We start from the raw sequence: 22,418 nt of genomic DNA on the forward strand, positions 1-22,418 counted from the left end.
ACTGGCTCACAATAAAAGATAATGAAAGTATATACAAAGACTGGAGATGCAGGAACGACCGCTTTATTTGGCGGAACCCGTGTCCCAAAACATCATATTAGAATAGACAGTTACGGCACAGTAGACGAGCTTAACTCATTTATAGGGCTAGTACGCGATCAAGAAATCGATGCACGTAGCAAAGAAATACTCACGCATATCCAAAATAAACTATTCACCGTAGGTGCTGTACTGGCAACAGATCCAGAAAAAATGGTGCTTAAAAACGGGAAGGATAGACTTAATATCCCAAAAATCAATGAAGAGGATATTGAGCTACTAGAAAAGGAAATAGACTGGATGGAGACATCACTACCTCAAATGACACATTTCGTACTACCTGGAGGGCATACCACCGTGTCATATTGTCACGTAGCACGCACCGTATGCAGACGCGCAGAACGTTTAGCAACAGCACTTTATGAACTAGAGCCTTTTGACGCACATACCCTTAAATATCTCAACCGTCTTTCTGACTACCTATTTGTGCTGGCACGGAAGTTGTCTAAAGACTTACAAGCAGATGAGGTTAAATGGATACCTACAAAGCTAGATTAAGAGTACAGATTACAGAAACATCAATATAAAGAGGAAGGAATATTTTCGCGAAAGCGAAATTCACCACTTTACAAGGTCTGAAAGCCACGTTCTTACATTTATTTTGAAATAATCACCAATTCACTTGCATTTCTGCCTAGAAAAATTATTTTTGCACAAATTAAAAACACAAATGCTATGTACTGGACACTTGAACTAGCTTCTTACCTAAGTGACGCGCCTTGGCCTGCTACTAAAGATGAGTTGATCGATTATGCGATTAGAACAGGAGCACCACTTGAGGTTGTAGAAAATTTACAAGCTATCGAGGATGAAGGTGACTCTTATGATTCTATCGAAGAGATCTGGCCAGACTATCCCTCAGACGAGGACTACCTCTGGAATGAAGACGAATATTAAAAAATATACCCGTTAAAACACTAAAAAGTCTCTCTATGAGGCTTTTTTTTTGATTAAATTTACGGGTTCAAGATTGACATAAAACAACACCATATTATGGGATTTTTAGATAATGTATTAAAGATTTTTGTAGGCGATAAGTCTAAACAAGATGTAGGAGCAATTACTCCTATTGTAGCCGAAATCAAAGCCCACGAAGCCGCTTTAGAAAAATTATCTCTAGATAGCTTACGCGAAAAAACGAACGAATTTAAAAGAACGCTAGCCGCTGCGCTTAAGGAAAATACAGACGCTGCCGAAGCTTTAAAAATTAAAGCCGAAGCTACCGAAGATATTGATGAGCGTGAAGATGTTTACACAGAGATTGACAAGCTTAAAGATGAAGCTTACGAAATATCTGAAAAGACACTTACCGAAATACTTCCAGAAGCATTTGCCGTTGTAAAAGAAACTGCAAAACGCTTTACAAATAATACCTCGCTTCAAGTTACCGCATCAGAATATGACCGTCTTCTTAGTGCTACAAAAGATTATGTAACACTAGAAGGTGATAAAGCAATCTGGGCAAACAGCTGGGACGCTGCTGGTAAAGAAGTAACATGGGATATGATTCACTATGACGTACAGCTCATAGGTGGTATCGCAATGCACCAAGGAAAAATTGCAGAGATGCAAACGGGAGAAGGTAAAACACTTGTGGCTACCTTACCGGTATATCTTAATGCACTTACTGGAAACGGTATACACTTAGTAACTGTAAATGATTACCTAGCAAAACGTGATAGCGCATGGATGGCTCCTATATTCCAGTTCCACGGGATGACAATAGACTGTATCGATTATCACAGACCTAACAGTCCAGAACGTCGTGCCGCTTATGCTGCAGATATTACATATGGTACTAACAATGAATTTGGTTTTGATTACCTACGTGATAACATGTCACATAAACCGGAAGATCTTGTACAAAGACCTCCTAACTATGCTATTGTAGATGAGGTAGATTCTGTACTTGTAGATGATGCACGTACACCACTTATTATTTCTGGACCTGTTCCTAAAGGAGATGTGCATGAATTTAATGCGCTAAAGCCACAGATTGAGAAAATCGTAAACATACAGCGTCAAGAGCTTGTAAAAGTACTTCCAGAAGCAAAGAGATTAATTGCTGCAGGAGATACAAAAGAAGGAGGAATCCAATTACTACGTGTTTTTAGAGGATTACCTAAAAACAAAGCACTTATTAAGTATTTAAGTGAGGAAGGAATACGTCAGTTATTACAAAAGACGGAGAACTTCTATATGCAAGATAACAATCGTGAGATGCCTAAGATTGACGAGGCACTTTACTTCACGATTGATGAAAAGAACAACCAGATTGAACTTACTGATAAGGGTATTGAAACACTTTCTGGAAAAGAAAATCCTGATTTCTTTACCATGCCAGAAATTGGTCTTGAGATAGGGAAAATAGAAGCAAAAGGATTATCTCCAGAAGAAGAGGCTGCAGAGAAAGAAGAGCTCTTTAAAGATTTTGGAATTAAGTCTGAGCGTATTCACACTATGAACCAATTACTCAAAGCATACACTTTGTTTGAAAAAGACACGGAGTATGTAGTAATGGAAAATAAGGTGATGATTGTAGATGAGCAAACGGGTCGTATTATGGACGGGCGTCGCTACAGTGATGGACTACACCAAGCGATTGAAGCAAAGGAAAATGTAAAAATTGAAGATGCTACGCAAACATTTGCAACGGTTACACTTCAAAACTACTTCCGTATGTACCGCAAGCTATCTGGTATGACGGGTACAGCGGTAACAGAGGCTGGCGAACTTTGGGAAATCTATAAACTTGATGTTGTTGAGATTCCTACTAACCGCCCTATTGCTAGAAAAGATAAAGATGATTTAGTTTATAAAACTAAACGCGAGAAGTATAATGCAGTAATTGATGAAGTAACAGAGCTTTCTAAAGCTGGACGTCCGGTTTTAATTGGTACGACTTCTGTAGAGATTTCAGAATTGTTAGGGAAAATGCTTACGCTACGTAAGATTCCTCACAACGTCCTGAACGCAAAACTTCACAAAAGAGAAGCAGATATTGTTGCAGAGGCTGGTAATCCAGGCGTAGTAACAATTGCTACAAACATGGCAGGTCGTGGTACAGATATTAAATTATCTGACGAAGTGAAAAAGGCCGGTGGTCTTGCCATTATAGGTACAGAGCGTCATGACTCTCGACGTGTAGATAGACAATTACGTGGTCGTTCTGGACGTCAAGGAGATCCAGGAAGCTCGCAGTTCTATGTATCTCTTGAAGATAACTTGATGCGTTTATTCGGGTCTGAGCGTATTGCTAAGATGATGGATAGAATGGGTCTTAAGGAAGGTGAAGTAATCCAACACGGAATGATTTCAAAATCTATTGAGCGTGCGCAGAAAAAAGTAGAAGAAAACAACTTTGGTGTACGTAAGAATCTTCTCGAGTATGATGATGTGATGAATATGCAACGTGAAGTGGTGTACAAGCGTCGTCGCCATGCACTTTACGGAGAGCGTTTACGAGTAGATCTCGCAAACATGATTTATGATACTTCTGAGGTAATTGTAGAGTCAAACAAGCAGGCTTCAGATTTTAAGAACTTTGAATTTGAGTTAATTCGTTATTTCTCAATGACGAGCCCAGTGAGCGAAACTGAATTTGCAAGTAAATCTGCAAAGGACCTTACAGATATCATTTACAAAGCCTCTTTTGAGCACTACAGAGAGAAAATGACTAAGAATGCAGACCTTGCATTCCCTATCATTAAGCGAGTATATGAAGATCCTGCTGCAAAATTTGAACGTATTGTGGTTCCTTTTTCTGATGGAACTAAAGAGCTACGTGTAGTAACAAATCTTAAAGAAGCTTACGAGACTGATGGTAAGCAACTAGTAACAGATTTTGAAAAGAATATTACTCTTGCCATAATAGATGACGCTTGGAAAGATCACCTTCGTAAGATGGATGAACTTAAGCAGAGTGTTCGCCTTGCTGTACACGAGCAAAAAGATCCTCTATTAATTTATAAGTTTGAAGCTTTTGAGCTTTTCAAAACGATGATTGATAAAGTAAACAAGGATGTAATTTCTTTCTTATTTAAAGGAGAGATTCCTCAAGGTAATCAGCAGCAGGTAAGTGATGCTTCTCAAGTGCGAGAAACTCGTGAGCAAACGCAGACGCAAAAGGAAGAAATTCCTAATCTTGATGAGCGTTCTACAGAAGCTAGAGCAGCTGGAAACACACAGCCACAGCAGCAGCAAGTAACAGAAACCATCGTAAGGTCTCAACCTAAAATAGGTCGTAACGATCGCGTTACTATTAAAAATGTGATGAACGGTGAGACTAAGGAGGTAAAGTTCAAACAAGCAGAACCACTTTTAGCTAAAGGACAGTGGGTAATTGTACAAAACTAATTTCCACTTTTGATTATATAATAACGGCGAACTTTTTAAGTTCGCCGTTTTAGTTTCTTACATTATGGAAAACACTATAAAAATACTCTGTTCAGATATAGACGGCACTTTATTAAATAAAGAACGCTGGCTAAGTGATGAGACTGTTTACGCTTTCGCGAAAGCGGGATTACCCCTTATTCTAACATCCTCAAGACCGCCGCAAGCTATGCGGTACTTACAAGAAGGTCTGGGCAACCTAGGTGAGCCTCTTATAGCTTTTAATGGCGGGCTTATCATAGGCAAGGATAACGCGGTTATAGAAAGTAATACCTTCCCTACTTCGCTACTTGAAAATTTAGTAAGTCATCACGCTAAACATACCTACAACCTAAGTATTTATAGTCATGAACACTGGTTTACAGATAAGGAAGATGAGTGGAGCTTACGCGAAATAAACAACACACGAGCGACTCCAGTATATCAAACAGCCTTAGAAAGTCTTGATTTTTTAAACAAAGAGCATCTTGGAATCCACAAGCTCATGTGCATGGGAGATCCAGCGCAGCTTGATGAAATTATAAAACTTCTAACGCCAGATTACGGAGATACCGTACACTTTTACCGCTCTAAGGATACGTATATAGAGATCACTCCAAAAAACGTAGACAAGGCAACCGCTTTGAGAAAACTTCTAGTAGCCGAATATAACTATGAGATGAGCGAAGTAATGGCTTTTGGCGATAATCATAATGACGACGAACTCATAAAAAATGTAGGTCTAGGTGTTGCGGTAGCAAATGCTACAGACACCTTAAAGTCACTAGCAGATTACGTGAGTCCTTTTACAAATAAAGAGAACGCCGTTGCACTAGCGATTAATAAATTTTTAATAGCAGATTAGGGTCTGGGCAGTTTTTCTTGTAGAAATCTAAGGTGTTCTGACTCCCTACGCCAGCATAATCTCCCTCCTTGCCTTCCATGTCCATTACAATTTGAAAATGTAGGTGTGGGGCATAATCACCATTCACATCAGGATTTCCTAAGGTTGCTATAACCTCACCCGCTCCTACCTTTTGGCCTACTTCCTTACCTTCAAGAGAAGCAAGACTCAGATGGCCATACAAGGTGTGCAAAGTGTGCTCCCCTATCTTATGCTTTAAGATTATGGTAGGACCATAGTCACCAAAGTTCTCGTTGCGTTTAAAACTATGTATCTCACCCTCTAGAGGACTTAATACTTCTGTACCTTCATCACACCACAAGTCTATTCCTAGGTGGATATTGCGTTTGTCTTTTGGGTCTGTAGCTTGAAAATAATCGGATCGATCATATAATGGACGCTGTTCTAAGTAGCCACCATAAGCAACTTTAGCATCATTCTTTGCGAGATACGATTGTAAAAACACATGATGCTCATACGGACGTGTGAGCATATCAATATCTAAATCCTTATTAGCTGTAGACAAATCTAATGGAAAGTAATCCTCCTTTTTAAAGATAGGATTTATGATGGGTGTGAATTGCTGTGTGAGCGAACTTAAAACATTGTTATTCATAGAGGGTCAATTACACTATAAAAGTACTTAATCTAGTGTGAACACAAAAAGCAGCCATAGCTGCAAAATATTTTATTATGTTACCTTTATTTACTGTAGTACTACGTCACTATACTTTGCATTGATAGTGATAGTATTTGCACTACTGCGTGATTTATGAAAACCATTTACCATCTCTGTAGATCCGTTTTTCATAGACTTTGTTTCCAGTTGTTTTGGAATAAAGAAGTCGTTATGATCTCCGCTATAATTAAAGTTAAATGCAGATTGTGGTAATCTTAACGTAAGATCACTATTCTCTAGAAAGATAGTAAGTGACCCAAAGTTATCACTCACCTGTGGTATAGATAGCTTCCCAAAAGAGCCAGATATCATCCCAGCTCCATTAATACGATTTATATTTACATTACTAGAGTTTGAAGTTACCTCAATATTATTTGCAGTTGAGATATTACATTCTTTTACGTGATTTACATTAAGAGTTCCTTCATTCCAGTTTGCAACAGCCACTGGGCTGTAAGAAACATCGAAGGAGGTTTGCCCTCCATCGATATTTGTTGCTACAAGACTTCCATGTGAGATTGTAGCTTTTGCATTATAAGCATCTACCATTCTCACTTTACCATAACGTACATTTAAGTCCAGCTCAGCCTTTTTAGGCATTTTGATGATTATTATACGTTTTACATTTTTATTTGGCTTTTTAGATCCATTACTTTCAGAGTCCCAATTAAGGCTAAAGTGGCTACTCTTGTTCCCCCTTTCGTCCTTAGTATGTTTTTCTTCCCACTCTCCTTCGTGATTTTCTGCCCAGCGCTCCATTTTCTTTCCAAAATTTTCACCCCACTTTTCCATGTCTTTCCCAAAAGATTCTCCCCACTTCTCCATAGACTTACCAAAGTTCTCTCCAAAAGATTCTCCCCATGCTTCCATAGATTCACCAAAGTTTTCTCCCCAGTCTTCCATCTTTTTTCCAAAATCTTCTCCCCAAGCCTCTACATCATCCAGCCATTTATCAACCTCACGCACACTTACCCTTGTGTTGTACTTTCGGTTTAGCTTGTTTACATATGCTTGTTTGTCCTTCTCATACTCATCACTATCAAAGGTCATATTACCTCCGCTTTTAAAAGGCCATCTAGGTATCCCAGAGCGATCTATAAGGCGTTCACTCCAATCCTCAGAGTTGCGCTCAAATTCCTTCTCCCATTTCTCCATTTTCTCTTCAAACTCTGGTCCATAGCTTTTATCCATTTGCTTCTCCCATCTATCTAGATAAGCCCTTCCTTCTTTCTTGTATGCTTCATGATCAAACTTCATCTTTCCCATTTCCTCATAAAACTCATCTGGTAATCGCTGTCCAGATATTCCTTCTAATAGAGGCCCCACAAGACCATTCATTACTGGCTCAACCAGGCTAAGCGATTGACCTATAATTTCTCCAAGGTCTAAATCAAGATCGAGATTGAGGTTACCTATATCATTTCTATCATACACCTTTGCATCGCTATAACCACCTTTACTGGTGATTCGCACATTATTACTATTACCCGACACATTTAAATCCCATGATCTTAAAGCATCGCTAGCATCTTTACCTTCTACATAAGCCTCAACAGATACTTCATTTTTATTCCATGTTTCAAAAACCACATCTGCATAGCGTGTGTCTACTATGATAGACACATCCTTATTAACTGAGAAGCGCTCGTTTAATTTTTCTTTTTTGCTCTGTGCAAATACACTTCCAGAAGCTACAAAAAGCAGTGCTAGGAAGGTCCAAAATATGTTTGACTGTTTCATTTTTATACGGTTTGAATGGCTGCTTCTTGTTGAGCAGCGTTTTTCATTTCTTTCAATTTTGACTTGAGCTTTATCATAAGCTCTACTCGTAATTTGAGATTCTCAATCATCGCACTTACCATTTCATCACTTACTCCACTTTCGGTAATCTCACGATTGAGGCTCTTATACTCTTCATCTAGATCAGACAGTTGCTTCATAAAAGCATCTATAAGTTCTTTGTTATCATCTGTAATTTCTAATCTCGCAATCTCAAGATTCACACTTGCGAGGTAATAATCCTCCACTCGTTTAAATTCAGGTGAGATGGCGCTTAGTAATACTTCTGGTTCTGCACTTTGTTTTTCAATTGTCTCTACCTCTACTAGTTGTTGATCTCCCGCTTTCGCGAAAGCGTTATTATACACCATAAATACAATTCCACCAGCTACAATAAGTACTGCTGCAATTTTCATCCATAAATAGATACCTCCTTTAGCCGAAGTTTTTTGCTCCTGAATAGGCAAGCGTTCTTCAAGTAAATTCTCAAAGCGACGTGTATGTCCCTCGCGCAGTGATTGCTTACTGTCGCTATCATTCTTCATGAGCTCTCTAATATCCTGTGCCATAATTAAGCGTCTTTAATTGTTCTTGAAGTTTTTTCTTCCCGCGGTGCACCAGCGTTCTTGAAGCCACTTCTGTAATCTGTAATATTTCTGATATTTCCTGATGATCATAACCCTCTATTAAGAATAGCATAAGAGGAAATTTATAGTTCTCAGGAAGTTCGCTGATAACGTTTTTTACATGTTCTATAGTAACGTCGTCTCCTACATCCCAACCGTCATCATCATCAACTTTGCCCATTACTTCTTCATTAAGAGGGATAATCACTGCTTTTTTTGCCTTGATCATATCGAGACTTTTATTAATCACGATACGCTTAAGCCAGGCTCCAAAGGTGACTTCTCCAGTAAACTGGTGCAACTTTGCAAAGGCGTTTATAAAACCCTCATGCATCGCTTCCTCTGCTTCAAATGAATTTTTTAAGAACCTAAAGGCGACGTGGTACATACCATCACAATACTTATTGTACAGCTGCAGCTGTGCCTTGCGATCATTAGTTTTACATTTTTCTATGATTTCAGTAACTAGCAAAATGGTTGGTTGGTTTTGATGGTTGTGATTGCTATTCTGTCTAAAGACGACGCTATTTTCTCAATGTTGCAAATGAGCTAAAAAAATACGACATTAACAGAAAATTAAGATACTCTATGATTTTTGAATAAACTATTCTTAAATATAGAGGTATTAACAGTAAGTTAGTAAACCTACGTTTAATACTGAATTATATTTGACATCAATAATTAGCCCTATGAAGCACCTTGACTTATCGTACGAAAAATTAAATGATCTACTAGATGAATGCTTTTGGGCAGAGCGACGCTACTTTAACGCCGCCGAAGATATCCAGATTACAGAATATAAGCGCTTTCTGAGTCATGAAAGTGTGAATAGAAATCGCTTTTGTCATAAAATAGTAGAGCGTATGTCACAAGAAGGCATAGAACCTAGTAGATTAGACATCGTAAAGGGAAATTCTAACCGTGATTGGATTGAAGTTAAAGCGGCTCTTGAAAATAGTAAGCCTAAATATCTCATAGGAGAATGTATGGTACAAGATGAAGTTGTACTTAACTTACTTAAAGATATTATAGATGATGGATGGCTTCCAGTGAATATTCTAGAAGTACTTGTGCCTATGGAATTCCAGATGAAGCAATCACACATTGACCTCTTGAAGCTTAAAAAGAAAATGAAAAAAAAGAAGCAAAAGGCTAAGGAGAAGATGCTAAAGAAGAAAAAATCAGGGGTTATAGACATTAAAAGAATGAACGCCTCTAAATAATACAAACCACCAAATGGTGGTTTTTTTTTGATGTAGATGTTTGTAGAAAGTAGTAATTTGGTATCACCATTGTGAGCGACAAAAACACACCCATAAACAAGAGTATTAATCCTGCATTTTACAAAAAAAGTAAAAAGCAAGGCGCTATTGATGTATCACAACTGGCCCAGCGATTAATTACTGGTAATATTACTGCATTATCACAAGGAATCACGTTAATAGAAAGCTCGGTTCAAGAGCATCAAGTAAAGGCGCAACAACTTATAGAATTGTGCTTACCTCATGCCAATAAGTCTGTTAGATTAGGAATCACAGGTGTTCCTGGTGTAGGTAAAAGTACGTTTATAGAAAGCTTAGGAAACTATCTTACAGACCAAGGGAAAAAAGTAGCCGTACTTGCGGTAGACCCTACGAGCTCTGTTTCACATGGCAGTATCTTAGGAGATAAGACAAGAATGTATGAATTATCTCAAAACCCAAATGCCTTTATACGTCCTAGTGCTTCTGGAGATTCTCTAGGTGGCGTAGCTCGTAAAACGCGAGAGGCAATCATATTATGCGAGGCTGCAGGCTTTGATACTATTATTATTGAAACTGTAGGTGTAGGACAGAGTGAGACGGTAGTACACTCTATGGTTGATTTCTTTCTATTACTAAAGCTAGCAGGAGCAGGAGACGAATTACAAGGAATCAAACGCGGAATTATAGAAATGGCAGATACCATTGTAATCAATAAAGCAGATGGTGGTAATGAAAAGGCAGCACGTCTTGCTAGATCAGCTTTTGCAAAAGCATTGCACCTTTTTCCACCTAAGCCTAGTAACTGGTCACCAAAGGTTATTACTTGTAGTGCCTTAGAACATTCTGGAATTTCAGATTCTTGGGACTTAGTTTCAGATTACTGTAATCATACAAAGGCCTTTGGATATTTTGCTAAGAAAAGAGCAGAGCAGAACAAATTCTGGCTATTACAAACTATAGAGAATACTCTTAAGGATACATTTTATAATAATAAGGACGTGAAGTCAACGCTTCCCGAGATACTTGAAAAAGTTGCTCGCGGTGAGGTATCACCTTTTAAAGCTGCAAAATCACTAATCGCAACCGCCGATTCTTAAGCCCACTTTGCTACAGCCCACTGCTGTAGTCTATATATTGCAAAGCCTATTATTGCTCCTATTACCCAACCTGTAAATACATCACCTGGATAATGAACTCCTACATAAATACGGCTATAACCCACCATCGCAGACCAAAACAGCAGTATAAAGATTAAATTTTTATGTGTAGATCTTAAGGCAAGTCCTGCAAATACAGCAACCGCCATACTATTACCTGCGTGCGCAGAGTAATAACCATAACGCCCACAACGCTCTGCTACATATCTTATAATTCCTTTAAAGTCTTCTACTCTACAAGGACGTGGTCTTTCAAAACCATGCTTAAAAGCATTTGCTAATTGGTCTACACACGTAATGAGTAACGCAACTGCAACCACTGTTATCAAGGTTCCTTTTACACCAAACTTTTTATAAATAAAGAAGAGTAGCAATGCATATAAAGGAATCGAGCTGAGCTTATTTGTAACAATAAGCCAGAATTGATCCCACGCAGGTGATCCTAATCCGTTGAGGAAAAGGAAAAACTCTTGATCATATTGGATAAGTTGGTCCACCGTTTATTGCTCTTTGTCAAATTTTTCCATCTCTGCATCATACCACTCGGTAGCATCTTTGATGGCATTTTCTGTTTCTGAGGCTAGCTCATCTTCGTCTTGACGATCAAACTCTTCAAACCATTCTATCTCATCTATTGTAAGGTCTATAATAAACCTTGGGAACTCAGTATGTATCACAAAAATATGATCTGAAAAATCTGAATTATCGCCTAAAAGGAACTTAGGTACTTTCATAAATATCGTATTATTACTGTTGGTCTATTAATTTCTTGCTAAGGTAATTAAATCTAAAGTACAACATCACTGCAGAAGCCGTAAGCCCTGCTAGCAAGCCTACCCAGACGCCTTGCACACCCATTTGCTCATCTTTACCCATATACCACATGATAGGGAATCCTATGATCCAGTAGGCTATAAAACAGATTACTGTGGGAATATTTACATCTTGCAATCCGCGCAATGCTCCAAGTATGGTTACTTGCACTCCATCACTTAGTTGGAATAACGCTGCCACAATTAATAACTGAGCTGCTAGAAAAATCACTTCTGGATTATCTATATAAAATGGAGGAAGCCAGTCTTTAAGCAATATAAATCCTACTGCAAATACAGCTTCAATTAAGAAACAGAGTATAAAAATAGAAAAAGCGATACGTCGTAGGTTAGGAAAATCGGCTTTACCTTTTTGATTTCCTACGCGTATGGTTGCCGTTACTCCTAATCCTACAGCAATCATAAATGTCATAGAAGCTAGATTAAGCGCAATTTGATTTGCCGCTTGTGCATTCGTTCCTAGTATTCCAGATAAAAATATAGCAGCTGTAAAAACGCCTACTTCAAAAAGCATCTGTAATGCTGTTGGAAATCCTAATTTAAATAAGGTTTTAAACTCAGCAAGTTGGATGTGCTCCTTACTTCCCCAGTGGAAATAGGGTTTGAATTTACGCTTTCGCGAAAGCATAAAAATCAGCAGCGCCACCATAAAGAAACGAGAAATTAATGTTCCCCAGGCTGCACCTTCTACTTCTAATCTTGGGAAAACCCAGATTCCGTAAATCAATACATAGTTAAAAACAACATTGACCACGTTTGCTACAATGGTCGCATACATTGCATATTTGGTTTGTGACAGGCCATCTGCAAACTGCTTGAAACCCTGAAATATCATAAGCGGAATCATAGACAGTGCTACAATCTCAAGATATGGAATTGCCAGTTCTACCACCTCTGGCGGCTGATCAAGCATGTACAATAAAGGCTTTGCGATCAATAGCGTAATAAATAGTAGCACACCATTTATGGTACACATAATGACACCATGATGAAAGTGCAAGCGACCTTTTTCTATATCACCTTTACCATCTGCCTCTGCGACAAGTGGAGTGATGGCAAACGAAAATCCGATACCTATAGAAAGCGCTATAAACACCAAGCTATTGCCTAGACTTACTGCTGCAAGTTGAGCTGCACCCAGCTGTCCCACCATCAAATTATCTGCCAGTGCTACAAGAATATGACCCAGCTGCCCTAACATAATAGGATATGCTATTTTAAGATTGATGCCAAATTCCTTTGTGTAGTCTGAGAATCTCATTAATTAGATTTGATACGCTTTCGCGAAAGCGCAAAAATACTTCATCCCGTAGAAAGAGCGTCTAGATTTCAACCAATTTACTATCTTCAAGCTTGTAAATAATACTGGAACCGTATATGATAACAAATCCCATCGAAATAGACCTCGCACTTCGTGCTATTATTAAACGCCACGAGCAACATTTACAATTAAGAAAAGACGATAGCGCAGGCTTAGAAGTGGCTGGTACCATACCTACCATGCAAGGAAAACAGAAAGTAGATGGTTTTTATTTTGCCAGTGTGATCCCGAAGCCCAAGGACTGCAGGTTGTACTTCTTCCCTATTTATACTGACGTAGCTGCATTTACAGACATAGATCCTGCCTTAAGAAAATGTTTGAAAGGCAAAAGCTGTTTTCATATCAAAAAAATGGATGCCTCACTCGAGGCATCCATTAATGCTATGATAGACAAAGGCATTGCCATTTACCAAGAAAAAGGGCTGCTGACTTCTAGCTAAAAGTTAGAATAAAACGTATTGCAGCTTAAATTCTAATAATGGATAAACAGTGGCATCCTCATCTGTAAATAAATATCCTAGTCCGAATTCGCATTCGTAATTTAAATTTCTTGTGATGTTTCTGCGTAGACCATATTTTGCTCCTACAAGATAAGTTGTCAGATATCTTACATTACGTTCTTCTGTTGCAACGGTGAAATCAGGAATAACTTGAAACTCTGCAGCCCAAAAGTTACCTGCATTCTGTGTGAGCTTTTTTCCTTTTTCAAAGCGGCGTTCTCTGTTATAATAATAACGTGCACCTACAGATAGATTACCTGCAAAGGTTAAGTCAACATCTTGATTACTGCCACCACTAACTCCTACAAGTTGATATGAGGCATTGAAATGGGTGGTAAACTTATTACCAAGAACGCGCTCATAAGTTACTCCCGCGCCTATAATATTGAGATTTGCGCTAAATAAATTTTCTAGTGGTGCAACTGTATCTTCTTGAGAATATACCGTGAGCGAACAGAACAAGAGGGTGATTGAGAGGTACGTGAGTTTTAAATTTATTTTCATTTTAAGATTGATTAATTGATTGAATGAATCCTTAAAAGTATTTAAAACATTGGAATTAAATCAATTATCTACAAGTATATTTTCATAGACAAGCCTATCCCATTAATGGTTAAGTTTTGTCTAGACTCGACGTCAACAATTTCTTTAAATTTTAAGGCTTGGTAAGAGTAGATAAACTCTGTTTGTGCGTTAAGAAGTTTAAAAAGATAAAATTTAAAACCCAATCCAAGTCTTCCTAAAAATCCTCCTTCTCTTAAGTTATTTCCAACGTGGCTACCAAGCTTCATACTTGCTGCCCAACCGTTTTTCTGAGGTTCTGTCCCAAAGTTTGCAGCTACTGCCCAGCCATTATAATTAAGATTTCTTGACAATACTTTTTCACTACTCAAAAAAGCTCCAATCGATAGATATTTACTCACATTGAAGCCGACATTGACTCCTAAAGCCTGTACAAAATCACTATCTCTCGGTTCAAAATCTGATGCTTCTATATCGTCTTTGTTCTCTATGTTATTGTCATAGAGATACATTACCTCTGGAGCGATATGTAAAAGCGGCATCCTCTCCGTTTTCTGAGCGATACAATTCATTGTCACTAAAAGGAAAAGTATTCTTAGCATAATCTAGCCCATGAATAAAAGAGTATTATTTCCCTGAAGTCTGTATATAATTATCCATCAAATATAACAGGCTAGTCATTGTGGCAGCGCCTAGTTCAAGTTCTCTTTTATTTACTGCATCAAAGGTATCATTTGCAGCATGGTGATGGTCAAAATAGCGTTGTGAGTCTGGACGTAGTCCTGCGAGTACAATACCATCATTAGTTGCTTTAAGCGGACCAATATCTGCACCGCTCCCTCCTCTTGTGAAGTCGTGAATTAAGTAAGGCTCAAATAATGATTTCCAAGTAAGCACTTTATTGAAGTTACGATCATCACTATCAAAAGAAAAACCTCTTGGTGTAAATCCGCCAGAGTCACTTTCTAAAGCAAAGACATGGTTTTCACCTTTTGCCTTAGCTTCTTGTGCATATTTATTACCTCCTCGAAGGCCATTTTCTTCATTCATGAATAATACTACACGAATACTATGCTTAGGCTTATAACCTATTGCTTTCATTAATCGTAGCGCTTCCATACTTTGTACTACTCCCGCACCATCGTCATGCGAGCCGTCTCCTAGATCCCAAGAATCTAAATGACCACCTACGACCATATATTTATCTGGATATTCACTTCCTGTTATTTCCGCTATCACGTTATGCGACTCTACATCTGCGAGATTCTTACAAGACATTTTATAGAAAAACTTGGTGTCAGGATTTAATTTCAAGGATGTACTTAAAAGCGCTGCTCCTTTGGTACTTATTGCAGCTGCAGGAATACGTTTTGAATTAGGCAAATCACCATAAGACATCGATCCTGTATGCGGGTAATCATCAAGACTGTGTGTCACAGATCTTACAATCACACCTACCGCTCCTAGCTTTGCTGCTTCCATCGCTCCAGCATAACGCTGGTCTACACAACCGCCATATGCTTGAAATGTCAAGATAAGCTCGTCGTCCATAGGTCTGTTAAAGAAAACAATCTTTCCTTTTACTTCGTTTGCATCAAGCGCTTTCAATTCTTCTATTCCCATCACCTCAACTACATTTGCTTTGAGTCCAGTAGTTTTTGTAGCAACAGATCCTCCAAGTGCACAAATAGGGACAGACGTAATGCTTGCATTATCCCCTTCTATAAATGCTCTTTCGGCTTCACCACGTATCCATTTTGGCACCATCACTGGTTGTAACCACACCTTATCAAGACCCACTTTTTCTAGTTCGCTTTTTGTCCAGGTCACGGCTCTTTCGGCTCCTAGGCTTCCGCTTAGTCTCGATCCAATTTGGTTAGACAGATGATCTAGCCACTCGTAGCTTTGCCCTTCTGTAAGCGCTGCCGAGTATATTTTTCTCACAGTAATTGAATCATTTTGCGCTTTCGCGAAAGCGGAAACAACTACTAGTGCAGTCGCAAGTATATAATGTAAATTTTTATTCATTGCTCAACTGTTCTTTATAATCGGCAAGATTTGCCTTTGTTTTATCGTCTAATTCTGGCTCTTGGATATCGTCATATTGCGACAGTGTCTCTAGTAATATGGTTGCTACAGCAAGTCTGGCTGCTGGCTTGTTATCTGCCGGAATCACATACCACGGAGCCTTCTCTGTCGATGTACGATTTATGGCGTCCTCATAATATTCTTGATAAGTATCCCAAAGCTTGCGCTCCTTTAAATCTCCAGCCGAAAATTTCCAGTTCTTCTCTTTCTTATTGAGTCTGCGTAATAATCTATCTTTCTGCTCATCTTTAGATAAATGCATAAAAAATTTATAGATGATGGTTCCGTTCTCTGAAAGATGCTTTTCGAAGTTTTTGATTTGCTCAAATCGCTTATCCCAGAATGCTTCGTTGACATCATCTACACTGTGAACGTCAGGCAATTTTTCTCCTAAAATATATTCTGGATGAACCCGAGTGACAAGTACATTCTCATAATGAGTACGGTTATGCACGCCAAATTTACCGCGCTCTGGCAGTGCCAAGTAATGACGCCACAAGTAGTCATGACTTAATTCTAGCTCTGTAGGCACTTTAAAACTTTGTACCTCAACACCGCGTGCATTAAAATCCTTAAAGACTTCACGTATGAGACTATCCTTACCAGAAGTATCCATCCCTTGAAGACAAACAAGCACGCTATATTTATCATGCGCGTACATAGTGTCTTGAAGTTTGCCTAATTTCTTACGTATTTTCTTGAGCTTACTTTCTAGCTCCTTCTCTTCTACGTCTGGAAACAAGGTGGTCTCTCTATCTGAAAGTGTCACACCGTTAGTGATTTTATAGTCTTCTGGTTTAATGTCACTCATAATTATATTATTTACTAGCAAATAGTTTTACATCCCCTTCTGACACTTCTGGGCCACTTAAGATAATAAGTCGTTCCACTACATTGCGCAGTTCACGTATGTTTCCAGTCCAGTCATAAGCTTTAAGTAAATCAATAGCTTTGTCTGAAAATGATTTTTTTGCGGTTCCTTGCTCCTGTGAGATTTTCTTTGCAAAGTGCTCTATGAGAATTGGGATATCATCTCGACGATCATTGAGCGCTGGCACTTTAATTAAAATTACTGCCAGTCTATGATATAAATCCTCACGGAATCTTCCCTCTGCTATTTCTTTTTTCAGGTTCTTATTAGTTGCCGCCACTACGCGTACATCTACTTTAATATCCTTATCGCTTCCTACACGTTGTACACGGCTTTCTTGCAAAGCTCTAAGTACTTTGGCTTGTGCAGAAAGACTCATATCTCCTATTTCATCTAGAAATATAGTTCCGCCATTGGCAGCTTCAAACTTTCCTGCGCGATCTTTATTTGCACTAGTAAAAGCACCTTTCACGTGGCCAAAAAGTTCACTTTCTATAAGTTCTGAAGGTATCGCAGCACAGTTTACTTCTATGAGAGCTCCTTTTGCTCGCTCGCTTTTCTCGTGCAACCAGTGCGCTACAAGCTCCTTACCAGTACCGTTAGGACCAGTAATCAAAACTCTAGCATCTGTAGGAGCTACTTTTTCGATCATTTCTTTGATTTGATCAATCTCCTTACTCTTACCTACCATCTCGTATTTTTTACTCACCTTTTTCTTAAGCTGAATATTTTCTACGACAAGGGTTTTTCTGTCTAGCGCGTTGCGTACGGTATTAAGTAATCTATTGAGATCTGGCGGCTTAGATATATAATCAAAAGCTCCTAGGCGCATCGTGTTTACGGCAGTATCTAGGTCACCATGTCCTGAGATCATTACCATAGGAGTTTCCGGCTTGAGCTTACGTGCAGCTTCAAGTACCTCTACTCCGTCCATTTTTGGCATTTTAATATCACACAGCACTAAGTCATAGTCTTCCTCGCGTATCTTATTGATACCTTCAAGTCCATTTGCAGCTTCTTCTACTTGATAATCCTTACTCTCTTCTGATAAAATTTTGGTAAGTACACGACGTATCGCAGCCTCATCCTCTATAATTAAAATCTTTGCCATTGTTATATTTTAAATTTTATACCTGAACGACCGTAAAACGTGTTTCTGTCGTTTATGGTAAATACATCATCTCTATCGCCATCACGTAATCGTATGTCATTTATAATCGTATGTCCAGCATAAATGTAGAACACTAAGTGTTTTGTAAAACAGTATTCATAACCTACGCCAAATAGTGCTACAGTCATAGAGATACTCTCTGCCGTTTCAAACTCTCCTGCAGGTATTGCAACATCTACATTATCTTGAATATTTGCATAAAACCCATCAAGCGTCACAAAACTCTGGAGTATGTGACTACGATCTTTCCCAAAATAGCGTTTTATATTTGATTTTGGAACACCCAGTGTATAAGACCAGTCTGGGTGAAACTCTTTATAATAGTTTATAAAAGGTAATGGAAAAGGTCTTCCAGATTCTGTATCATAGCGCCCACCTACTATGAGTCGCCACGGTTTATCTAGACCTTCGTTAGTCTTATCATTTATAAAATACAAAGCCCCAGTATGCACATAATCATTACTAGTGGCAGATCCTGTACTAAAATTAGACGTTACCGTAGTACCTAGTTTTGCTCCTATGCGCCATTCCTCACTTATTTTCTGAGTATATCCTAGAGACAGACTAAACGATTGAAATCTATCTAAGTCTTCACGGCTAAAAGGCACAACATCTTCAAACTTCAAATTGACATTGCGATATTCAAATCCAGGAACTAAGTATGTATCTTCTTTAAGTTTTATAGGAACATTAATAAATGTTCTAAACCTCCTAAATGAATTATCAGACTGCTCCTGCGGGAAGTATGTATACTCAATCCTAGCCAAATCTGTAAGCTGAGCAAAACAAGTACCACTCAACAGTAGTAATACTATAATAATGTTAGTCTGTTTATTCATCAATCATATCATTTTTAGGGGGTTCAATATTGGTGTTAACTGCTGTTTTATTAGGTGTATATACTGGATTTGCCGTATTAAAAAGATGTACATCTCTCTGAGGAAAGGGGATGGTAATCCCGCTTTCGCGAAAACGGTCGTCTATAGCATACCTAAGCGCACTTTTAATCCGTGGGTCTACAAAACTGTCTCTCACAAAAAAGTATAGACCAAAATCAAGCGAACTATCACCAAAGTTTTCAAAAAGTGCAAAAGGCTTTGGATGCTTTAAAATCTCAGGATGTGCGACTGCACATTCTAGTAATATTTTTTCTACTTGTCTCGTATTACTTCCATAAGCAACGCCCACCTGTACATTCTCTCGGGTGGTTTTATGGTTTTGAGTGTAATTATAGACAGTGTCTGTTATAAACTTATGATTAGGGATAATAATTACTTTATCATCTCTAGTTAATGCTCTTGTAGTACGTAATTTTATTTCAAACACACGACCTACTCTACCATCCATTTCTATAATATCTCCTGCGGATATAGACTTATCTATCATAATAAGGATACCACCTATTACGTCTTGAAATACCTCCTGCAAGGCAAGACCCAGACCTACAAATAATGCTGCAGAGGCTGTGAGCAGCACCGTAATATTAATCCCTGAAGCACTCATCGTAGCAAGCACCACCACTATATAAGCGATATACTTGATAAACTTAAAAACACTTACAAACTTAAGTTTGTCATCGCCCTCCATTTTACGTGTCATTAACACACGTATCCACTTAAGGAGAATGCTTGTGAGTATAAAAGCTATTATTAGAATGATAAGGTGACCCACTGTAAAACCTATATGATTAGGCTCTTTACCTACACTTATAAGTTCGAAGCCTAACCATTCCTTAATGGTTCCCCATACGTCTTGTTCAATAATATCTTTTACCTTCTCTACAGTCTCTTCCTGCAGAACAAGAAGGAGTGCTAGTATCTTAACCATTTTATTAAATCTTTATAAGTAGGCTTCTTACCATACATCAATATCCCTACGCGATATATTTTTGACCCAAACCATACTGTAAACACGAATGATGCCACTAGTAAGGTAATTGATAGCGCTAGTTGCCATACTGGAACCTCAAATGGTATACGCATTAGCATCACTATAGGTGAGGTAAGCGGTATAATAGAAAAAACTGTCGCTACCGTTCCATGAGGATTATCTATCACTGCAAAAAAGCCAACATAAATTCCCAACATTAATGGCATAATGATAGGTAACATAAACTGCTGTGTATCTGTTTCATTATCTACTGCTGCACCTATCGCTGCATATATAGAGCTATACAGGAAATATCCTCCTATAAAATATATAAAGAAACCTACTACAAGTTGCAATAACGGTAGCTTTGGTATTTCAAATAGCACCTCTTCAATTAGCGTTGGATCTTCAGCCATTTGTTGTGCTTGTGAACCTACGGGGCTAGCGCCCGCTACACCTGTCAAATCTACTCCAAAAATCACACCTAAAACTATTAGAAGTACACCTCCTACAATTACCCAAATTAAAAATTGAGTTACACCGGCTAGCGTAGTACCTAATATTTTACCCATCATTAATTGGAAGGGCTTTACAGAAGAAATAATCACTTCAATGATTCTATTGGTCTTTTCCTCAATCACAGAGCGCATCACCATATTACCATAGATGATAATAAACATCATCAATAAGTAACCTGCTCCACCTCCAAAAGCGGCTTTGACCAGATTACTCATTTTAGTACTCTTATCTCCAGAAAAATTCTCAATATTTACTTTAACTTTACTTTTAGAATCTTCTAAAACCTCAAGATCAACACCTTGAGATATGAGGTTTTCATCTTCTACTTTTTTTATTAGTCGCTTTTCTATATCCAAGATATAATCACGCGAAGGAGCATCATTTCCATAAAAGGTAACAGTATTTTCTACTACAGCAGGATTATTATTAATATGGATAAGCCCATAATAACCTTCACCTTTTGCAACCTCTTTTCCAGCTTCCAATCCTTGATCACTTAAATTGAGATACGTGGTTTGGTCTGTATTAAAAAATACAGTTTCAAATTGCCCAGAATCGTCTACTACTACAATAGTGCGTTTATCTTCGCTATTGAGCTGAGTAAGGTAAGAGATTAACAAAATCATCCCCACAAGTATAAGCGGACTCAAAAATGTCATTATTAAAAATGACTTATTACGCACTCTGGCAATGTATTCTCTTTTTATAATTAAGGTAAGAATGCTCATTTGTTTTGGCTAACTGTTTGAATGAAGATATCGTTTACACTTGGTATCACTTCCATAAAATGGGTGACTTGTCCATGATTTTTTAAGGTAGTAAGTAATTCGTTTGGCGTAGACTTATCGCCCATTTCCACACGAAGCTTACGTTCATTACCAAGACTTTTAAAATGCGCTGGAGTTACTTTAAAAGCAGCTTTGAGTTCTTGTTCTGCTTTCGCGAAAGCGGTCTCATCTACAACCTGTACTCCTACATCAAACGTATTATTCTGGTATGCTCTCTTGATGCTGTTTACTTCACCATCGAGAATCTTATTAGATTTATTAATAAGTGCTATATGGTCACAAAGCTCCTCTACAGATTCCATACGGTGCGTACTGAAGATAACTGTAGCTCCCTCATCACGCAATTGTAAAATCTCGTCTTTAATGAGGTTTGCGTTTATAGGGTCAAAACCACTGAAGGGCTCATCAAAAATGAGCAACTTAGGCTGGTGCATTACGGTCACCACAAATTGGATTTTCTGTGCCTGTCCTTTAGAAAGCTCTTGAATTTTTTTATCCCACCAATCTCCTATTTCTAGTTTTTCAAACCAATGTTTGGCTCGTTTTTTTGCATCTGCTTTAGATAAACCTTTAAGTTGGGCGAGGTAAAGCACCTGCTCCCCTACTTTCATAGATTTATATAAGCCACGCTCCTCAGGCATGTAGCCTATGTCGCGTATGTGATGTTGTTGTAATGGCTCACCTCCTAGCATTACACTACCAGTATCTGGCATTGTAATCTGGTTGATAATACGAATGAGTGTTGTCTTGCCAGCGCCATTAGGGCCTAGTAGCCCAAAAATGCTTCCTTCTGGTACAGCAATGGAGACGTTATTAAGTGCGGTAAAGTCACCAAACTTCTTTGAGACTGTATCTGCAACGAGTAATGAATTCATAGATAGTGGTTAATCAAGCTAAGATAGGAATATGACTTGACGGAGGCATAACTGTTAGCTATAATTTAGGAGTTTTATTAAAACGTACTGAGACCTTTATAGTTGTAAATCATTTATCATAACGAGAAAACTAGGCAAACAGTATTATAGTACAAGATTTACAAAACGTCCTAAAAGCAAAACCCACCCTAGACGTAAG

23 protein-coding genes are annotated in these 22,418 nt (G+C 38.3%); 7 read left to right on the forward strand and 16 right to left on the reverse strand.

Annotation, left to right across the window (positions count from 1 at the left end):
• Positions 1 to 21 precede the first annotated feature (21 nt).
• The 4 genes from SJY37_RS00415 (at position 22) to SJY37_RS00430 (ending at position 5,338) form a co-directional block, all read left to right on the forward strand.
• A complete protein-coding gene (locus SJY37_RS00415; protein WP_298328251.1) occupies positions 22 to 597 on the forward strand; it encodes a cob(I)yrinic acid a,c-diamide adenosyltransferase in 576 nt (191 codons plus the stop codon).
• Between the two features lie 177 nt (positions 598 to 774).
• Positions 775 to 996: a DUF2795 domain-containing protein gene (locus tag SJY37_RS00420; RefSeq protein WP_013751528.1), complete on the forward strand. Its 222-nt coding sequence runs from the start codon at positions 775 to 777 to the stop codon at positions 994 to 996.
• Between the two features lie 96 nt (positions 997 to 1,092).
• Positions 1,093 to 4,455 carry a preprotein translocase subunit SecA gene (gene secA / locus SJY37_RS00425; RefSeq protein ID WP_298328265.1) on the forward strand — a complete coding sequence of 1,121 codons (3,363 nt, stop codon included), beginning with the start codon at positions 1,093 to 1,095 and terminating at the stop codon, positions 4,453 to 4,455.
• 64 nt (positions 4,456 to 4,519) lie between these two features.
• A complete protein-coding gene (locus SJY37_RS00430; protein WP_298328268.1) occupies positions 4,520 to 5,338 on the forward strand; it encodes a Cof-type HAD-IIB family hydrolase in 819 nt (272 codons plus the stop codon).
• Here the strand turns inward: SJY37_RS00430 and SJY37_RS00435 are convergent.
• The 4 genes from SJY37_RS00435 to SJY37_RS00450 form a co-directional block, all read right to left on the reverse strand.
• Entirely contained in the window at positions 5,313 to 5,993 is a 681-nt protein-coding gene (locus SJY37_RS00435; RefSeq protein ID WP_298328271.1) for a peptidoglycan DD-metalloendopeptidase family protein, read from the reverse strand. The two genes, SJY37_RS00430 and SJY37_RS00435, sit on opposite strands and share 26 nt — an antisense overlap.
• A gap of 90 nt (positions 5,994 to 6,083) precedes the next feature.
• Complete coding sequence (locus SJY37_RS00440) at positions 6,084 to 7,796, reverse strand: hypothetical protein (RefSeq protein ID WP_298328274.1); 1,713 nt, start codon at positions 7,794 to 7,796, stop codon at positions 6,084 to 6,086.
• A gap of 2 nt (positions 7,797 to 7,798) precedes the next feature.
• Positions 7,799 to 8,404 (reverse strand): hypothetical protein, encoded by a 606-nt coding sequence (locus SJY37_RS00445; protein WP_298328277.1) that lies wholly within the window; start codon positions 8,402 to 8,404, stop codon positions 7,799 to 7,801.
• The gene (locus SJY37_RS00450) at positions 8,388 to 8,933 is read right to left on the reverse strand and encodes an RNA polymerase sigma factor (RefSeq protein WP_298328280.1); all 546 of its coding nucleotides are present in this window, start codon (positions 8,931 to 8,933) and stop codon (positions 8,388 to 8,390) included. The genes SJY37_RS00445 and SJY37_RS00450 overlap by 17 nt, the downstream gene beginning before the upstream one ends.
• A 217-nt stretch (positions 8,934 to 9,150) precedes the next feature.
• Here SJY37_RS00450 and SJY37_RS00455 point away from each other — a divergent pair, with 217 nt between their 5' ends.
• Entirely contained in the window at positions 9,151 to 9,684 is a 534-nt protein-coding gene (locus tag SJY37_RS00455; RefSeq protein WP_298328282.1) for a DUF2383 domain-containing protein, read from the forward strand.
• A gap of 71 nt (positions 9,685 to 9,755) precedes the next feature.
• The gene (gene meaB, locus SJY37_RS00460; protein WP_298328284.1) at positions 9,756 to 10,802 is read left to right on the forward strand and encodes a methylmalonyl Co-A mutase-associated GTPase MeaB; all 1,047 of its coding nucleotides are present in this window, start codon (positions 9,756 to 9,758) and stop codon (positions 10,800 to 10,802) included.
• Here meaB and SJY37_RS00465 read toward each other — a convergent pair.
• From SJY37_RS00465 to SJY37_RS00475, 3 genes are read right to left on the reverse strand one after another with little or no spacing between them, the layout of a single operon-like run.
• Positions 10,799 to 11,359 (reverse strand): phosphatase PAP2 family protein, encoded by a 561-nt coding sequence (locus tag SJY37_RS00465; protein WP_298328287.1) that lies wholly within the window; start codon positions 11,357 to 11,359, stop codon positions 10,799 to 10,801. The genes meaB and SJY37_RS00465 overlap by 4 nt on opposite strands.
• A 3-nt stretch (positions 11,360 to 11,362) precedes the next feature.
• On the reverse strand, positions 11,363 to 11,596 hold the full coding sequence (locus tag SJY37_RS00470; protein ID WP_013751518.1) for a hypothetical protein: 234 nt from the start codon (positions 11,594 to 11,596) through the stop codon (positions 11,363 to 11,365).
• A gap of 13 nt (positions 11,597 to 11,609) precedes the next feature.
• Entirely contained in the window at positions 11,610 to 12,956 is a 1,347-nt protein-coding gene (locus tag SJY37_RS00475) for an MATE family efflux transporter (protein WP_144784682.1), read from the reverse strand.
• A 116-nt stretch (positions 12,957 to 13,072) separates the two neighbouring features.
• Between SJY37_RS00475 and SJY37_RS00480 the strand changes: the two genes are divergently transcribed.
• The gene (locus SJY37_RS00480) at positions 13,073 to 13,456 is read left to right on the forward strand and encodes a hypothetical protein (protein WP_379952676.1); all 384 of its coding nucleotides are present in this window, start codon (positions 13,073 to 13,075) and stop codon (positions 13,454 to 13,456) included.
• A 3-nt stretch (positions 13,457 to 13,459) separates the two neighbouring features.
• On the opposite strand, the gene SJY37_RS00485 is transcribed toward SJY37_RS00480, so the two are convergent.
• From SJY37_RS00485 to SJY37_RS00525, 9 genes are all read right to left on the reverse strand, one after another.
• Entirely contained in the window at positions 13,460 to 14,020 is a 561-nt protein-coding gene (locus tag SJY37_RS00485) for a hypothetical protein (RefSeq protein WP_379952677.1), read from the reverse strand.
• Between the two features lie 68 nt (positions 14,021 to 14,088).
• Positions 14,089 to 14,580, reverse strand: a complete 492-nt coding sequence (locus SJY37_RS00490) for a hypothetical protein (RefSeq protein WP_298328303.1) — start codon at positions 14,578 to 14,580, stop codon at positions 14,089 to 14,091.
• Between the two features lie 85 nt (positions 14,581 to 14,665).
• Positions 14,666 to 16,066 (reverse strand): M20/M25/M40 family metallo-hydrolase, encoded by a 1,401-nt coding sequence (locus SJY37_RS00495; protein WP_298328307.1) that lies wholly within the window; start codon positions 16,064 to 16,066, stop codon positions 14,666 to 14,668.
• Complete coding sequence (locus tag SJY37_RS00500; protein WP_298328310.1) at positions 16,059 to 16,937, reverse strand: PPK2 family polyphosphate kinase; 879 nt, start codon at positions 16,935 to 16,937, stop codon at positions 16,059 to 16,061. The genes SJY37_RS00495 and SJY37_RS00500 overlap by 8 nt, the downstream gene beginning before the upstream one ends.
• Before the next feature lie 7 nt (positions 16,938 to 16,944).
• The gene (locus SJY37_RS00505) at positions 16,945 to 18,108 is read right to left on the reverse strand and encodes a sigma-54 dependent transcriptional regulator (RefSeq protein WP_298328313.1); all 1,164 of its coding nucleotides are present in this window, start codon (positions 18,106 to 18,108) and stop codon (positions 16,945 to 16,947) included.
• A gap of 2 nt (positions 18,109 to 18,110) precedes the next feature.
• On the reverse strand, positions 18,111 to 19,007 hold the full coding sequence (locus tag SJY37_RS00510; RefSeq protein WP_298328314.1) for a DUF6268 family outer membrane beta-barrel protein: 897 nt from the start codon (positions 19,005 to 19,007) through the stop codon (positions 18,111 to 18,113).
• A complete protein-coding gene (locus SJY37_RS00515) occupies positions 19,000 to 19,995 on the reverse strand; it encodes a mechanosensitive ion channel family protein (protein ID WP_298328316.1) in 996 nt (331 codons plus the stop codon). The genes SJY37_RS00510 and SJY37_RS00515 overlap by 8 nt, the downstream gene beginning before the upstream one ends.
• Complete coding sequence (locus SJY37_RS00520; protein WP_298328319.1) at positions 19,980 to 21,284, reverse strand: ABC transporter permease; 1,305 nt, start codon at positions 21,282 to 21,284, stop codon at positions 19,980 to 19,982. Before SJY37_RS00520 ends, SJY37_RS00515 begins: the two co-directional genes overlap by 16 nt.
• Entirely contained in the window at positions 21,281 to 22,219 is a 939-nt protein-coding gene (locus SJY37_RS00525) for an ABC transporter ATP-binding protein (RefSeq protein ID WP_298328322.1), read from the reverse strand. Before SJY37_RS00525 ends, SJY37_RS00520 begins: the two co-directional genes overlap by 4 nt.
• Positions 22,220 to 22,418: the final 199 nt, after the last annotated feature.

Origin of the sequence: Dokdonia sp. R78006 (assembly GCF_042466145.1) — a bacterium.
Lineage (GTDB): Bacteria > Bacteroidota > Bacteroidia > Flavobacteriales > Flavobacteriaceae > Dokdonia.